Genomic DNA, 15,998 nt, shown 5'->3' on the forward strand with positions numbered 1-15,998 from the left:
ATCACACACTTATCAACCGATGTGCATAAACAACTGCTTTTTTTGAAATAGAATGACTAAAAATAAAAAATTGTGGATAAAATAAATCAAATTGTTAACAACCACTAAACATCCGCTGAATAGTTACAAAGTTTCAAGGACCATTGCAGATTTGGCTGATATTGAAGATATTTCTCCAGATCATATTGCAGCAGCGATACAATATAGAAGTTTAGATAGAGATGACTGGTTGTGGTAAAAATTTAAAACTTTATTCTTTAATTACCTTTAAAATAGCATTCCTTATTTTTAAAAAATACGTGCCTTTTGATAATGTTGAGACTACTAAAGTTTGTTTTGTAATAAGGTCGGTAAAATAAATGACGCTACTTTTTTTTCCGTAACGGATTATAAATCGGCACTTTGAGATTTTATTTTGAGTTGTCAAAAAATAACACATTTTTTGTAGGATTTGGGTATGCGAAAATTGTTTCAGTCTCGTTAAAATTCTCGGTAGATAAAAGAAATATTTACGGAAAAGTGACCTTTAAATTTTAACTGCCAAGTAAAGAATTCAGTAAAAGAAAATAGCAATTACAGAACGCTGAAAGTTCAAAAAAGTTAATTGTTTTATTTTTTTCTCTTTAAGTAAATATTATATACCAAACCTATTAAAATTAAGAAGATACCGAATAAGGTCCATAAATTATAAATCTCATTAAACCAAAGAGCACCAATTATAATCATAAAAATGACTTCTAAATACTTTAAAGGTGCCACTAAAGTGGTTTCACTAGATTGAAAAGCTTTTGTCATATACAACTGACCAACATACCCAAAAAAACCTAAACTTAACAATAACAGCCACTCTACTAAATTTGGTGTTTTCCAGTTATTGATAGATAATACCCCGCCAAACAAAAAAGCCATCATCATAAAATAATTAATAATTATTAACGGATTTTCTGAATTCCCGATTTTACGAATCACCACAAAAATTAACCCTAAAGAAATGGCAGATACAAGGACTAAAATTAATCCAGTAGAATTAACATCTACACCCAATCCTTTAATCATTAAAACTCCTACAAATGCTAACAAAAAAAGCAACCATTGCACGAGTTTTATTTTCTCTTTTAAAAAAATAAAAGCAAAAATAGCGGCAAAAATTGGCGATGTATATCTTAAAGAAGTTGCTGTACCAATTGCTAAATAATTTAAAGATTGAAAGAAACAAGTTAAAGAAACTACACCCGCAACCCCTCTAATAATTAACCACTTTTGATTGTTTCCAAAAAAAGGTATTTTATGTCTTATGATTAACGGAACTGTAAATAATAATGTGCCAATAGATCTAAAAAAGACAATCTGATATGCACTAAATCCACTTAAATATTTCACAACAACATTCATAAATGAAAATGCAATGACACTTAAAATCATATAAAAAATAGCAGTCGAGTTGTTCATTAAAAGAATATAGGAATTACAAATTGATAATACAAAATTAATAAGCCAACAGCGATAAGATTTAATATAATTCCTGCTTTTGCCATTTCATTTACTTTTACATAACCACTTGCAAAAACGATTGCATTTGGCGGCGTTGCCATTGGCAACATAAACGCACAACTACTTGCCATGGTAACCGGAATTAATAAGTTTAAAATAGGAATGTTTAAACCGATTGCAATGCCTGCAACAACTGGCGCTAAAACGGCAACCAAAGCAACATTACTCATTAATTCTGTCATAAATAACATCAGAATAATTAGGAGAGAAACGGTAAACAATATATTAAAATTTCCAGCAGAAATTATGTCGGTAATTAGTGCAACTAATCCGCTTGAAGCCATTCCTTTTGCCAATGCTAAACCTCCTCCAAAAAGGATTAAAATGCCCCAAGCTAACTTTTCAGTATCATTCCACTCCAAAATAAAATTTCCTTTTTTAAAATTCATAGGAATTACAAATAAAGAAACCGCGCCAATTAAACTAATAATGGTATCTGATAATTTTAAACCAGGAAAAACACTATTGATAATAGTTCTCGTAATCCACAGGAACACAGTAATTGCAAAAATTATCAAGACTCTTTTTTCTTCTTTTGATATTTTACCAAGTTTTTCTATTTCTTCGGATATTAAACTTGCTGAAGATTTAAATAAAATGTCTTTACAAGGAAACATTAATTTTACCAAAACCAGATACACCGCAGCAATCATAACAATTGAAAATGGTAAGCCAAAACTCATCCAAGTTAAAAATGATATTTGAATGTTGTATTGATTTTCTAACAATCCTATTAAAACCGAATTTGGTGGCGTACCAATAACCGTAGCTATTCCGCCAGCATTTGCTGCAAAAGCGATTCCTAACATAATACTTAAAGCAAAGTTTTTATCGCCTTTTGTAAATCCGTTTGCATCATCAATTAAAAGTTTTATAACAGAAATTGCGATGGGTAACATGACAACAGTTGATGCCGTATTGCTAATCCACATACTCATAAATGCAGTAGCAATCATAAAACCTAGTACCACTTTGTTGGGAGTTGTGCCAGTGAGTTTTATAATATTTAAAGCAATTCTTTTATGTAAATTAACTTTCTCTAACGCCAACGCCAATACAAAACCACCAAAGAATAAAAAGATAATAGGGCTTCCATAATTTGCACCAACCTCTGCAATTGGCATCACTTTTAAAAGCGGAAATAAAATTAATGGCAACAAAGCGGTAACAGCAATATTTACGGTTTCTGTAATCCACCAAAGAACCATCCAAACTGCAACTGCAATAACGGCATCTGCTTTCTCTGAAACTAATGTTATTGGTGAAAACTGAATTAAAAAGAATAGTATTGGACCGAGAAGTAGTCCTATTTTTTTGGTTGCTTGCATTTTGGGTTGATTGACTTGCTTGCGAAATTAACGAAAGTCTTACGAACTTAATAACTAGTTTTATTATTTTTGGTTTGCGTGAATATATAATTAGAAAAAAGCATTTTATTTTGCAAATTATACCAAGTAGATTGATACCTACAAGGTTCTAAAAACCTTGCAGGAATAATAACGGATATCCTGCAAGGTTTGTTTTTTTAACCTCATTGGTATTTTATTTTTAAACTTCCTTACTATTTCAGATAAAAGCGAATATATTTTCAAATACTTTTATTATATTTGTTAGGTATGAATATTCAAATAGAAAAAAATCAATTAATTCAGCAAATTATGGAATTGCAAGACAGTTCTGTAATTAAAAAAATGCGTGATTTTTTATCCAAAGAAACTAAAAATAATGATTGGTATAATTCACTTTCTTCTTCCGAAAAGGAATCTATTGCTAAAGGATTAAAAGATTTAGATAATGGAAATACTATTTCTCACGAAGATGTGATTGCTTCTGTTAAAAATAAAATAGCTTCACTTAAACAACAGTAGCGGAGATTATTTGGTCGGTTGCTTCCGAAAAATCTTATTTAACTATTATTGAACAACTTTTTGAAAATGGGGAATTGAATTTGCAGAAAAATTTGAATTTCAGGTAAATCAACTATTAGATACTATTGCAAGACACAATCATATTTGTCCTAAATCTGCATTTTTAGATTTGCATAAATGTGTTATCAACAAACACAATTCTTTAATTTATAGCGTTACAGAAAGAAATAAAATTGAAATTGTATTACTTATTTTCAATAAAAGCGAATATATTTTTTAAATTCTAAAAGCCTGCGTTAAGGATTGAAACGGCATCCTTTTTTTGTTTTTCTCAAAAAAAGATATAGTGAAAAGCCTGTTAAAACGCCCAAAAAGAAAACCCTTTCAAATTAATGAAAGGGTTTCAGAGTTTTTATCAGATTCCTCAATCGACTAAAAAGTCTCATTTCGGAATGACAGTTATAGTTTAAACGTTTTTATTGTGACAAATAACCAACAACTAAAAACCAACAACTATTTAATACCTATAATGTTCTGGCTTAAAAGGTCCGGCTTGGGTAACACCAATATAATCTGCTTGGTCTTTACTCAATTCGGTTAATTCTACACCTATTTTTGCTAAATGTAAAAAGGCTACTTTTTCATCTAAATGCTTTGGTAACATATACACTTCGTTTCCGTACGCTTTTGCATTGTTCCAAAGTTCCATTTGCGCTAAAGTCTGGTTTGTAAATGAGTTAGACATTACAAAACTTGGGTGACCTGTTGCACAGCCTAAATTTACCAAACGACCTTCTGCTAATAAAATAATATCTTTTCCGTTGATATTATATTTATCTACTTGAGGCTTAATCTCAACTTTTTCGCTCGTTGCATTTAAATAAGGAACATCAATCTCGTTATCGAAATGCCCAATATTCGCAACAATAACTTTGTCTTTCATTGCTAAAAAATGTTCTGCTCTTACAATACCTTTGTTTCCTGTGGTGGTAATAATAATATCAGAATTTGCAACAACAGTTTCTAATTTCTTTACTTCAAAACCGTCCATTGCAGCTTGTAACGCACAAATTGGATCGATTTCTGTAACTGTAACGATAGAACCTGCACCTTTAAAAGAAGCAGCTGTACCTTTACCAACATCACCATAACCACAAACAGTTACACGTTTACCTGCTAACATAATATCGGTTGCTCTACGAATTGCATCTACTGCAGATTCTTTACAACCATATTTATTATCAAATTTCGATTTTGTAACCGAATCGTTGATATTAATTGCTGGCATTGGCAAGGTTCCGTTTTTTACACGCTCGTACAATCTGTGAACACCAGTTGTAGTTTCTTCTGATAATCCATTGATTCCTGCAGCTAATTCTGGATATTGATCTAACACCATGTTGGTTAAATCTCCACCATCATCTAAAATCATATTTAATGGCTTTTTGTCTTCACCAAAAAACAAGGTTTGTTCAATACACCATTCAAATTCTTCTTCATTCATTCCTTTCCAAGCATACACCGAAGTACCTGTTGCAGCAATTGCAGCAGCGGCTTGGTCTTGCGTAGAAAAAATATTACAAGAACTCCAAGTAACTTCTGCTCCTAAAGCTTGTAATGTTTCAATTAAAATTGCGGTTTGAATGGTCATGTGTAAACATCCTGCAATTCTTGCACCTTTTAAGGGCTGTGCATCTCCATACTCTTCTCTTAATGACATTAAGCCTGGCATTTCTGCTTCTGCCAAATCCATTTCTTTTCTTCCCCAATCGGCTAAAGAAATATCTTTAACTTTAAACGGTACGAAAGCTTTTTTTGTGCTCATATTGTGTATATTTATCTTTTAATACGTTTTACTACTTGAAAATCACCATTTTCTTTGCCGGTAATTTCAAACAACAAACAGTGTGTTTTTTGCGACTGCAAAGTTACAACATAGATTTTAAACAATATGGCTCTTTACAAAACATTAACTATCAGTTCTTCAACCAAAGTTTTCATCTGGAAAATTGAAGAACCTATAAACCAATTACATGCAGGAATCAGCTTAACGCAAAGCAGTTCAACCCGTTTAAACTCGATGAAATCTGAATTGCATCAAAAAGGATTTTTGAGTATTCGGCATTTACTTAAAGAGGTTGGTTACACAGATGCCGATTTACTATATGACGAATTTGGAAAACCACATTTAAAAGACGGTAAATTTATTTCTATTACACACTCTTTCACCTTTACGGCAATTATTGTTTCTGATGATGCACCTGTTGGGATTGACATTGAAAAACAGCGTGAAAAAATTTTAAAAATTGCACATAAATTTACGCCTTTTGAAGAATATAAAACCATTGCAAATGTTGATGCTTTAATAAGTAAACTGACCATTGTTTGGGGTGCAAAAGAGAGTTTGTATAAAATTTACGGCAAGAAAAAACTTCGATTCTTGCATCATATTTATATTGAAGATTTTAAATTTGCTGATGAAAAAACAATTGGCAGCATTCGTTTTGATGGAAAAGAAGCTTCTTACGCTATTGAATTTTTAGAGTTTGAAGGATTTACTTGTGTGTATGCTTTTTAGCAGATTCAAAGTTGGAATTTTTATACAGTTTGTCATTTAGACGATAGGAGAAATCTCATATAAATTTAACGAAAACACTTTGTTTCTTAATCATAATGACACCTGCCCTTCGCTATTAAAATTTCATTTTCTTTATATTGATAAATCAATCGATATTCACTATTAATTCTCCTTGACCAAAATCCAGCGTATTTATACTTTAAAGGTTCAGGTTTACCAATTCCGTCAAAGGGATTTCTAGCAATGTCTTTTAGGAGCTCATTTATTTTCTTGACTTTCTTTTTATCGGTTTTTTACCAAAAAAAATAATCTTCCCAAGACTCATTAAAAAAATATATTTCATTTTCTTATTGAATTATGTCTCTGTCAAAAGATGCTTTGTTTTTTAGCTTGTCAATAGCAGAATCCAATCTTAATTCATTTTTTCGAGAGGATAATTCATGATTTGTTGCCATTAAAGAATTGTATTCTTGTAACGACATTAACACAATTCCAGCATCTTTACCATGATTTATAATCAAGGTTTCAAAGTTTTTGACAACTTTATTTAAATACGTTTTCATGTGCTTTCTAAAATATGACACGGTTGTAATTTGCATACTATTGTATTTAATTAGGTATAAATATATGTACATAATTTTATTTTTACAACTTTTATCGAATTGCAGGTAACATTTCTTTTCAAATAATGTGTAAAATTTATGTTTATTGTATTTCTAAAATGATAAAAACAAATTAACTCCTTACTTTTGATGCTCGAACTCTATTTAACAAAATGACAGAAATTTTTGATTTCTTTTTTAGCCAATACAAAGACTACTCAACAGCAGATACAACACTAGAAATTATAGCGGTGATTTTTGGTTTCTTGTCTGTTTACTTTTCTAAAAATAATAAAATTTGGGTATTTCCTACCGGAATGGTTAGTACCGCTATCTTTGTGTATTTACTCTTAAAGTGGGAACTTTTGGGAGATATGATGATTAACGGCTATTATTTTATAATGAGTATCTATGGCTGGTATATCTGGACGCGGAAAGTAGATGAAACGCATGTAACACAAATTTCTACCACCACAAAAAAAGAGAAAAAGCTTTCTATATTCATATTTTTAGCAACGTTAGTTTTTGTGTATTTAGTATACACTTATTTTGAGAAATGGACTTCTTGGGTTGCTTATGTGGATACTTTTACCACTGCAATTTTCTTTGTAGGCATGTGGCTCATGGCAAAACGAAAAGTAGAAAACTGGCTCTTTTGGATTGTCGGAGATATCATTTCAATACCTTTATATTTTTACAAAGGATTTACATTTACGAGTTTTCAATATTTAGGATTTACAATTATAGCAATATTTGGATATTTAGCATGGAAAAAAAGCTTACACAAGACCCCATTAACCTCGTAAAAGTTGTTTTATTTGGCCCAGAATCTACAGGAAAAACAACTCTTTCTCGTCATTTAGCACGCCATTACAATACGGTTTGGGCGCCAGAATTCGCAAGAAATTATCTGCAAAAAAAATGGAATAATGAACGAAAAACCTGTGAAGCGGCAGATTTAATTCCGATTGCAATAGGCCAAATAAAGTTAGAAAATAAATTGGCAAAAAAAGCCGATAAAATTCTAATTTGTGATACAGATTTATTAGAAACTAAAGTGTATTCAGAAGAATATTATGGAGGCTTTGTTGATGAAAAACTAGACAAAGCTGCCAAGGAAAACACCTACGACCTGTATCTTTTAACATACATTGACACGCCTTGGGAAGAAGATGATTTACGTGATAGACCAGAACAGCGTTTAGCAATGTTTAATGCTTTTGAAAACGCTCTGAAAACTCATAAAAAACAATATATACTATTAAAAGGCGATAAAGAAACACGCCTAAAGAAAGCAGTTAAAGAAATTGATAAAATAGTTTCTAAAAAGAAAAACCTTTATTTTTTCTCAAATAACTTTGATGATTAATTGTATTTTTACCCTAAAATTTAAATTATGAAAATAGGATTTTTCACAAATTGCTTTCTACTTTTTTTTTCTTTGACTGTTTTCTCTCAAAATCAGCCTAAAAAGAAAAATCATTTTCAAACGGCTGGTTATGTTTTTAAAACAAGCTTTAATACCATACCAAGTGATTTTGTTTTTTTAGGAAAAGAGGTCTCAAATGATTGGCAAAAGACAGGGTATTATGCTGCTGGTATTTTAGGATTAATTGCAACGGACAAAATTACGACAAAGGCTTGGCAAAATTATGTTGAACCTAATATTGACTATCAACTGCCAAATATTACTCCAAATTATTTAAGACAATCTAAAAACGCATGGACCAAAGGGTCAAATTCATATCTTACCTATCCGATTATTGGTTTGTATTTTGGTTCTTTACTTGCCAACAACGAAAAAGGTCAATTTGCGGCCGCCAATTCTTTTAAAGCCATAGCCTATTCGACTCTAGTAACACAATTTGCTTTAAAAACTATTTTTGGTAGAAATAGACCCAACAGACCTTTAAATTCTGACATGATTGAGGAACCATGGACTGATAATAACTGGGATTTTTTTAACGGAAGAAAAAATGGATTTTTATTTGCTGATGCTTCAGGAACGGCTTTGCCTTCTATGCACGTAACTACCTATTTTGCTTTAGCCAAAGTTATTCAAATGGAATATGATAATTATTGGATTCCTTATGGTGTTATGACTGCTGTTTTTTTCTCTAACGTAAAATCGCATAACCATTGGATTAGTGACATGGTTGTTGGTGGCCTGGTAGGCACTTTAATTGGGCGATCTATTGTGAGAAGTAGTTGGAAAGCACGAGGTATTTTAGATAAAAAGAAACAAAAAACGATTTCCTTAAATTACACCCCAAGTTTCTCTCCAGAATTTACAGGTCTTAGAATCGTTGGTACCTTTTAGCATATGGCAATAAATCATCAAACTATACTCTCTGAATTACAATTTAAAGCAACAAGAAGTTCTGGTGCTGGTGGCCAACATGTAAATAAAACTTCTTCAAAAATTGAATTATCGTTCGATTTAGAAAATTCTAATTCTATAAATGAGAATGATAAAGAGTTCTTAAAAACAAAGCTTTCATCAAAATTAACAAAAGAAAATATATTAATTTTATTCTGTGAAGAAACAAGATCACAACACAGAAATAAAGATTTGGCGATTAAACGTTTTTTTAATGTACTAAAAACCAATTTAATTAGACCTAAAAAAAGAAGAACAACAAAACCAAGCAAAGGAACTATTAAAAAAAGAGTGGAAACCAAGAAAAGAACTTCTGTAAAAAAAGCACTTCGTAAAAAGCCTAAACTTGATTAAATAAAAAAAGAAACGTAATTAATATGTATATTTATCTTCATAAGATAATTACACTATGAAAACCGCGCTACTCTCTTTATTAATTTGTTTTACACTAACCTCTTTTGCTCAAAAAAAAATACTAGATCATCAAGATTTTGAAATTTGGAACACCATTAATAATGCTTCCATATCTCCTAAAGGAAATTATATACTGTACTCTTTAGAAAAAGGAGAAAAAGATAGTTTTTTTCACTTAAAAGACACGAAAGGCAATCGTATTTTTAAATACGCAAGTGCTCAAGAGGGTCAATTTAGCTACGATTCTAAATATGCAACATTTACCATTAAACCATGGAAAGACAGCATTATAGAATTAAAACGTAAAAAAATTAAAAACGAAAAATTGCCGAAAGATTCATTAGGTATTTACACTATAAGTACAAAATCATTATTAAAAATTGGCAATATTAAATCGTATAAAACTCCTTTAAAGTGGTCTGGTTATATAGCATATCAATTTGAAACCAATGAGAAGAAAAAAAACAAAAAAGACACTTTAAAAGTAAAAAAAGTTGGTAAGGAAAACGGGTATCATCTTGTCTTAAGAAATTTAAGCACAAAAAAACAAGACACCTTTAAATTCGTTACTAATTATTCTTTTGCCGAAGAAGGAAAATATTTTACGTTTACATCAACCGGAGAAACAGATAAAGATGCATCAAGCGTAAACGTATTAAACCTTAACAACAATACGCGTAACAAAATACATGAAAGTTATAAAGCCAACTATTATCAAGTAAATTTTAGTACATCTGGTAAAAATTTAGGGTTTGTAGTGGATACTGATACTACTAAAATTCAACAAAGACCTAATGAACTATATCATTGGACTGCAAATACTCCCGTTGCAAATAAATTGGTGGATACCAATTCTTCACCCAAAGGATATAAAGTATCTGCGAACGGAACAATTAGTTTCTCTAAAGACGAAACAAAACTGTTTTTTGGTTTGGCAACTCCAGAAATTGTAAAAGACACCACATTAATTGATGAAGAAATAGTAAATGTAGAAGTTTGGACTTATGATGAACCTCGTTTATACACAGTGCAAGAAATACAAGTTAAAAATGACAGAAATAAGTCTTATCAAACTGCAATCAACCTTAAAAACAACAATTTAATTCAAATTTCAACAACAAAATATCCCGTTGCACAATTAGGCAATGAAGGAAATTCTAAATTTGCTTTAGTCGAAAACGCTACTCCTTACCAACTAGAAAGTCAGTGGGATGGTTTGCGCTCAAAAGATATTGCTATTGTGAATGTAGAAAACGGGAATCAGAAAAAAATACTAACTAAAATTTCTGGAGACATTAATTTAAGTCCGCAAGGAAATTTTGCTTTTGGGTATGATAGAAATGAGGAAACTTGGTTTACTTACAATATTAACACCTCTGTATACACCGCGCTAACAAAAGGCAAAAAGTTTAATGATGAATTGAACGATTCTCCTACACCAGCATATTCTTACGGCTTTGCTGGTTGGACTAAAGATGATAAAAGCCTGCTAATTTATGATCGTTATGATCTTTGGGAGTTTGATGTTTTAACTGGTAAGGGAACAAAAATAACCAACGGAAGAGATTCAAAAACAGTGTATCGTTATAAAAAATTAGATACTGAAGAACGTTTTTTAAGCTCTAAAAACAATTGGCTATTATCAACATTTAATGAAGACACAAAAAACACTGGATTTTATCAATACAATCCAAAAAACAAAAAAGGAAAACAATTAATTGAAGGTTCTTTTGCTTTTGGAAATCTAAAAAAAGCAGCATTTAGTGATGCCATAATCTTTACGAGAGAATCTTTTCAAGAATTTCCTAACATTCGATATTCAGACTTAAACTTTAAAAACACAAACCTCATTAGCGATGCAAATCCGCAGCAAGAATCTTATAATTGGGGAACAAATGAACTCGTGAAGTGGACATCTTTAGACGGCATCGCATTAACAGGTATGTTGGTAAAACCAGAAAATTTTGATCCTTCAAAAAAATACCCAATGATCGTGAATTTCTATGAAAAAAGTTCAGATGGTCTTCATGATCATCGAGCTCCATCACCAGGAAGATCTACTATAAATTATAGTTTTTATGCCAGTAGAGGATATGTTATTTTTAATCCTGATATTCAGTATAAAATTGGTTACCCTGGAGAGAGTGCTTACAATTGTGTAATTCCTGGTGTAAACTCTTTAATAGAAAAAGGATTTATAGACAAAGATAATATTGGTTTGCAAGGCCATAGTTGGGGCGGATATCAAATAGCGCATTTAGTAACAAAAACGGATCTTTTTAAAGCTGCAGAATCTGGTGCTCCGGTAGTAAATATGATTAGTGCTTATGGCGGAATCCGATGGTGGACTGGCTTAAGTCGTCAATTTCAGTACGAACATACACAAAGTAGAATTGGCGGAACACCGTGGCAATATCCAGAGAGATATATAGAAAATTCGCCTATTTTTAATCTTGATAAAATAAATACGCCTTTACTTATTATGCACAATGATGCTGATGGGCATGTACCTTGGTATCAAGGAATAGAGTTCTTTGTAAGTTTAAGACGCCTTGCAAAACCATCGTGGCTTTTAAACTATAATGATGAACCCCATTGGCCTTTAAAACTTCAAAATAGAAAAGATTTTAATATTAGGCTTGCTCAATTTTTTGACCACTATTTAAAAGGCGCCTCAAAACCTATGTGGATGCAAAGAGGAGTACCTGCCATAGAAAAAGGAATCAATCAAGGTTATGAATTAATAGACGATAAAAAATAAATCACTTTTCTGTTTCACAATCAATATTTCCAACTTAATTTTGCACCGTTCTCATAAAGGGGTGCTAATTTTAGTTGGCAGTTTTTAGTTGATCGTTATGCTTAACGCGTCATTCAAAATTAGAAACTCAAAACTTTAAAAGGCTGAGATCATACCCAATGAACCTAGAACAGGTAATGCTGTTTAGGGAGGCGAAAATCGCCATTTTACAAAACGCGTCATCGCGAATGAAAAACGAGTAAATAATTTTCTTCTTGATCAAAAGGAATTATTTTATCTGTACTTCACTCAAAATGACAAACAATTAATTATTCAACAATCACAAGAATAATTACCTCTTTTTATTCGTTTTAAATTTTTTAAAATGAAAAAAATATCCATTTTTTTATTCTTGTTTGCAAGTATACTTGTAAACGCCCAATCGTTTGAACTCTCCGGAAAAGTCATCGATAAAAACAAAGAACCTTTGCCAGGAGCATCTATCTTGGTAAAAGAACTTAAAAAAGGAACCTCTGCAGACTTTGAAGGTAACTTTAGTTTTACCCTAGAAAAAGGCATCTACACCATAGAAGTTTCTTTTATAGGCTATAAAACAATTTCAGAAAAAATTACACTTTCTAAAGATGAAGAATATGTAGTTCAGTTAAATGCTGATGAAACTGTTTTAGACGAAGTTTTAGTATCTGCTGTAAGAGCAAACACAGACATTCCTGTTACATTTTCTAACCTATCAAAAAAAGAAATTGCAAAACGTAATTTAGGGCAAGACATTCCTATTTTGCTAAATTACATGCCTTCTGTGGTATCATCTAGTGATGCCGGTGCAGGAGTTGGGTATACCTATATGAGTGTGCGTGGTTCTAATTCAGAAAGAATTAACGTAACCTTAAACGGAATTCCGTTTAACGATGCAGAAAGTCACGGTTCTTTTTGGGTAAATTTAGGCGATTTTGCCTCCTCTACCGAAAACTTACAATTGCAACGTGGAGTAGGAACATCTACAAACGGTTCTGGTGCTTTTGGTGCGAGTTTAAATATTTTAACAGATGCCGTTTCTGAAGACGCTTTTGGAGAAATTTCTAATTCTTTTGGTTCTTTTAATACTAGAAAACATACCGTTAAGTTTAGTACTGGTAAAATTAATGATCATATAGAAATATCAGGTCGATTGTCTAATATTTCTTCTGATGGTTATGTTGATAGAGCTTTTGCAGATTTAAAATCGTACTTTTTACAAGCAAGTTATACCGATGAAAACACCTTGATAAAAGCAATTAGTTTTGGCGGTAAAGAACAAACCTACCAAGCTTGGTTTGGTTTAACTGCTAATCAATTAGCCGAAGACAGAAGACAAAATCCGTATACCTATGACAATGAAACAGACAACTACGAACAAAATCATTATCAATTGCACTGGAACGAAAAATTAAATGAAAATTGGTCTACTACTCTCGGTCTAAATTATACAAAAGGATCTGGATATTTTGAGCAATTTAAAGATGGTGAAGATGCTGCAGATTTTAACAATTTAATTGCAGATGACAGCGATGTAATTGTAAGACGTTGGTTAGATAACGATTTTTATGTGGTAAACTTTAATACCAATTATAAAACTGATAAAATTAATCTTATAACAGGAATTTCATATTCTAATTATACCGGAGATCATTTTGGAGAAGTAATTTGGGGAAGTGATTTAGCACAAGATGTAAACATTAGAGATCGTTATTATTTTTCTGATGCTACAAAAAATGACTTTTCTGCCTTTGCAAAAGTAACGTTTGATATTAGCGAAAAACTTTCTGGTTATGCCGATTTACAAGGGCGTTTTGTAAGCTACCAAACCAAAGGAATTACCAATGATATTGTACCCATTGATGTAGATCGAAACTTTAGTTTCTTTAATCCTAAATTTGGATTTATTTATAACATCAATCAAAATAATAATTTATACACCTCTTTTGCCGTTGCAAATAGAGAGCCTAATAGAAACGATTTTGAAAACGGAGTTTCGACGCCAGAATCTTTAAATAATTTTGAATTTGGATGGCGTTTAAAAGACGAAAACATCAAAATAAACACCAATGTTTATTATATGGATTATAAAAATCAGTTGGTTTTAACGGGTGCTTTAGATGATGTTGGTCAACAAATTAGAGCAACTTCTGGCAGTAGCTATAGATTAGGTTTAGAAATTGATGCAGATATTCGTTTAGGTGAGCAATTCTCTATTAGACCAAATGCCGCTTTTAGCACCAATAAAAATAGAGATTTCTTTATTACAAGAGACGGCAACGACACGCCACAAGCTTTAGGAAATACAGACATTTCTTTTTCGCCAGATGTAATTATTGGAAATATGTTTACCTATATGCCATCAGAAAATTTACAGTTTACATTTTTAACAAAATATGTTGGAGATCAATTTATGAGTAATTTTAGCAGCGCCATTTCTGATACCGATGTTTTAGACAGTTTTTTTACTTCTGATTTAAATGTTGTTTATCAGATGAACCCGAAGAAAATTTTTAAATCTATAACATTTACAGCGTTGGTAAATAATATTTTTAATGTAGAATATGTAGATAGAGGCTACTATTTTACTTTTGATGACTCTTGGTCTGTTGCCAACCAAGTTACTACAGTTGATGGCGCAGGATACTATCCGCAGGCAACAAGAAACTTCTTAATAGGTGTAACTATGCGTTTTTAGAGGATACAAAACAAATAAATACAGATAGAAAAGTAGTACAAACTTATAAATTCAGAAAAAATGACTACGTTAAAAATTGCTTTAGACTGGACGCCAAACATCAACCACATCGGTTTTTTTATAGCAAAAGAGTTGGGTTTTTATGAAGAAAACGGAATAGCACTTGAAATTATAAATCCGTTAGATGATAATTATACGCTAACGCCAGGTAAAAAACTAGAATTAGATGTAGCTGACTTTGCTATTGCTCCTTTTGAAACCGTAATTAGTCTGAATAATAAAAAAAATAAAGTTGATGCAATTGCTATTTTTACCCTCTTACAAGAGGATATTAGTAGCATTGCATCGCTTAAATCTAATAATTTAACTAGTCCGAAATTATTAGACAACAAGATTTACGCTTCCTACAAAGCTCGTTATGAAGACAAGATTGTAAAAGAATTAGTGAAAAATGACGGTGGTTCAGGAAACATCAAAATTACCTATCCTAATAAATTGGGTATTTGGCATACCTTAATCGAAGGAAAAGCAGATGCAACTTGGATTTTCGACAATTGGGAAGGCGTTGAAGCTACAAGCAAAAACATTGAATTAAATACATGGAGACTTAAAGATAGTGGCATTCCTTATGGATATTCTCCCGTAATCATTGCAAAAAAGAGCAACATAAAAAAATTTAAAAATGCCTATGCTAGCTTTATAAAAGCTACCAGAAAGGGATATCTATTTGCCACTAAAAATGAAGTTGAAGCGGTTCGTATTTTAAACAATTATTTAACAGAACAAGACCAAAAGAACATCAACATTCCGAAAACGCTAGCAGTGTCAAAATCCTATTTTGGTACCAACAATACTTGTGGTTTTATGAATGTGGCAAAAGTTGACTTATTTTTAAATTGGCTCGTTGAGAAGAAATTAGAAGATGCTCAAATTTTAAATCAGCATTTATTTACGAATGAATTATTAACTTAAAAAATCAAACAGAAAAGAGTCTGAAAAGTATTTATCAGAACTACTTTTATATGGTGTACCTGTTTATAAAATCATATACTACTTTTAACTATTATTGGTCTGTGGTAAACCAAACGACTGCTTTAGGCAACCTATAACAAGTACTAAAAACTTCCATAA

13 protein-coding genes and 2 pseudogenes are annotated in these 15,998 nt (G+C 31.4%); 10 read left to right on the top strand and 5 right to left on the bottom strand.

The features are described 5' to 3' along the window. Positions 1-127: 127 nt before the first annotated feature. A pseudogene (locus tag ES044_RS02855) lies at positions 128-238 on the top strand (ATP-binding protein); the annotation flags it as partial. Between the two features lie 371 nt (positions 239-609). Here the strand turns inward: ES044_RS02855 and ES044_RS02860 are convergent. After that, positions 610-1,449: a DMT family transporter gene (locus ES044_RS02860; protein WP_223269193.1), complete on the bottom strand. Its 840-nt coding sequence runs from the start codon at positions 1,447-1,449 to the stop codon at positions 610-612. Beyond that, positions 1,449-2,879, bottom strand: a complete 1,431-nt coding sequence (locus ES044_RS02865; RefSeq protein ID WP_147119468.1) for an SLC13 family permease — start codon at positions 2,877-2,879, stop codon at positions 1,449-1,451. Before ES044_RS02865 ends, ES044_RS02860 begins: the two co-directional genes overlap by 1 nt. A 288-nt stretch (positions 2,880-3,167) precedes the next feature. Between ES044_RS02865 and ES044_RS02870 the strand changes: the two genes are divergently transcribed. Then, the gene (locus tag ES044_RS02870; RefSeq protein WP_147119469.1) at positions 3,168-3,419 is read left to right on the top strand and encodes a hypothetical protein; all 252 of its coding nucleotides are present in this window, start codon (positions 3,168-3,170) and stop codon (positions 3,417-3,419) included. Between the two features lie 517 nt (positions 3,420-3,936). On the opposite strand, the gene ahcY is transcribed toward ES044_RS02870, so the two are convergent. Further along, positions 3,937-5,244: an adenosylhomocysteinase gene (ahcY, locus tag ES044_RS02880; protein ID WP_147119470.1), complete on the bottom strand. Its 1,308-nt coding sequence runs from the start codon at positions 5,242-5,244 to the stop codon at positions 3,937-3,939. 126 nt (positions 5,245-5,370) lie between these two features. Between ahcY and ES044_RS02885 the strand changes: the two genes are divergently transcribed. Then, positions 5,371-5,997, top strand: a complete 627-nt coding sequence (locus tag ES044_RS02885) for a 4'-phosphopantetheinyl transferase family protein (RefSeq protein ID WP_147119471.1) — start codon at positions 5,371-5,373, stop codon at positions 5,995-5,997. 86 nt (positions 5,998-6,083) lie between these two features. Here ES044_RS02885 and ES044_RS02890 read toward each other — a convergent pair. Next, positions 6,084-6,335: pseudogene (locus tag ES044_RS02890) on the bottom strand (Txe/YoeB family addiction module toxin). Between the two features lie 9 nt (positions 6,336-6,344). Further along, positions 6,345-6,596 (bottom strand): type II toxin-antitoxin system Phd/YefM family antitoxin, encoded by a 252-nt coding sequence (locus ES044_RS02895; RefSeq protein WP_147119472.1) that lies wholly within the window; start codon positions 6,594-6,596, stop codon positions 6,345-6,347. A 176-nt stretch (positions 6,597-6,772) separates the two neighbouring features. Between ES044_RS02895 and pnuC the strand changes: the two genes are divergently transcribed. From pnuC to ES044_RS02930, 7 genes are all read left to right on the top strand, one after another. Then, positions 6,773-7,405, top strand: a complete 633-nt coding sequence (gene pnuC / locus ES044_RS02900; protein ID WP_147119473.1) for a nicotinamide riboside transporter PnuC — start codon at positions 6,773-6,775, stop codon at positions 7,403-7,405. Beyond that, entirely contained in the window at positions 7,366-7,968 is a 603-nt protein-coding gene (locus tag ES044_RS02905) for an AAA family ATPase (protein WP_147119474.1), read from the top strand. Before pnuC ends, ES044_RS02905 begins: the two co-directional genes overlap by 40 nt. Positions 7,969-7,995: 27 nt before the next feature. Further along, positions 7,996-8,919: a phosphatase PAP2 family protein gene (locus ES044_RS02910; RefSeq protein ID WP_147119475.1), complete on the top strand. Its 924-nt coding sequence runs from the start codon at positions 7,996-7,998 to the stop codon at positions 8,917-8,919. A gap of 3 nt (positions 8,920-8,922) precedes the next feature. Continuing rightward, the gene (arfB, locus tag ES044_RS02915) at positions 8,923-9,333 is read left to right on the top strand and encodes an alternative ribosome rescue aminoacyl-tRNA hydrolase ArfB (RefSeq protein ID WP_410524688.1); all 411 of its coding nucleotides are present in this window, start codon (positions 8,923-8,925) and stop codon (positions 9,331-9,333) included. 55 nt (positions 9,334-9,388) lie between these two features. Continuing rightward, the gene (locus ES044_RS02920) at positions 9,389-12,154 is read left to right on the top strand and encodes an alpha/beta hydrolase family protein (RefSeq protein ID WP_147119476.1); all 2,766 of its coding nucleotides are present in this window, start codon (positions 9,389-9,391) and stop codon (positions 12,152-12,154) included. 364 nt (positions 12,155-12,518) lie between these two features. Beyond that, positions 12,519-14,867, top strand: a complete 2,349-nt coding sequence (locus ES044_RS02925; protein ID WP_147119477.1) for a TonB-dependent receptor — start codon at positions 12,519-12,521, stop codon at positions 14,865-14,867. A gap of 60 nt (positions 14,868-14,927) precedes the next feature. After that, positions 14,928-15,839 (top strand): ABC transporter substrate-binding protein, encoded by a 912-nt coding sequence (locus ES044_RS02930; protein ID WP_147119478.1) that lies wholly within the window; start codon positions 14,928-14,930, stop codon positions 15,837-15,839. The last annotated feature ends 159 nt before the right edge of the window (positions 15,840-15,998 follow it).

It is taken from the genome of Polaribacter sp. IC066, assembly GCF_007997085.1.
Classification (GTDB): Bacteria; Bacteroidota; Bacteroidia; order Flavobacteriales; family Flavobacteriaceae; genus Polaribacter.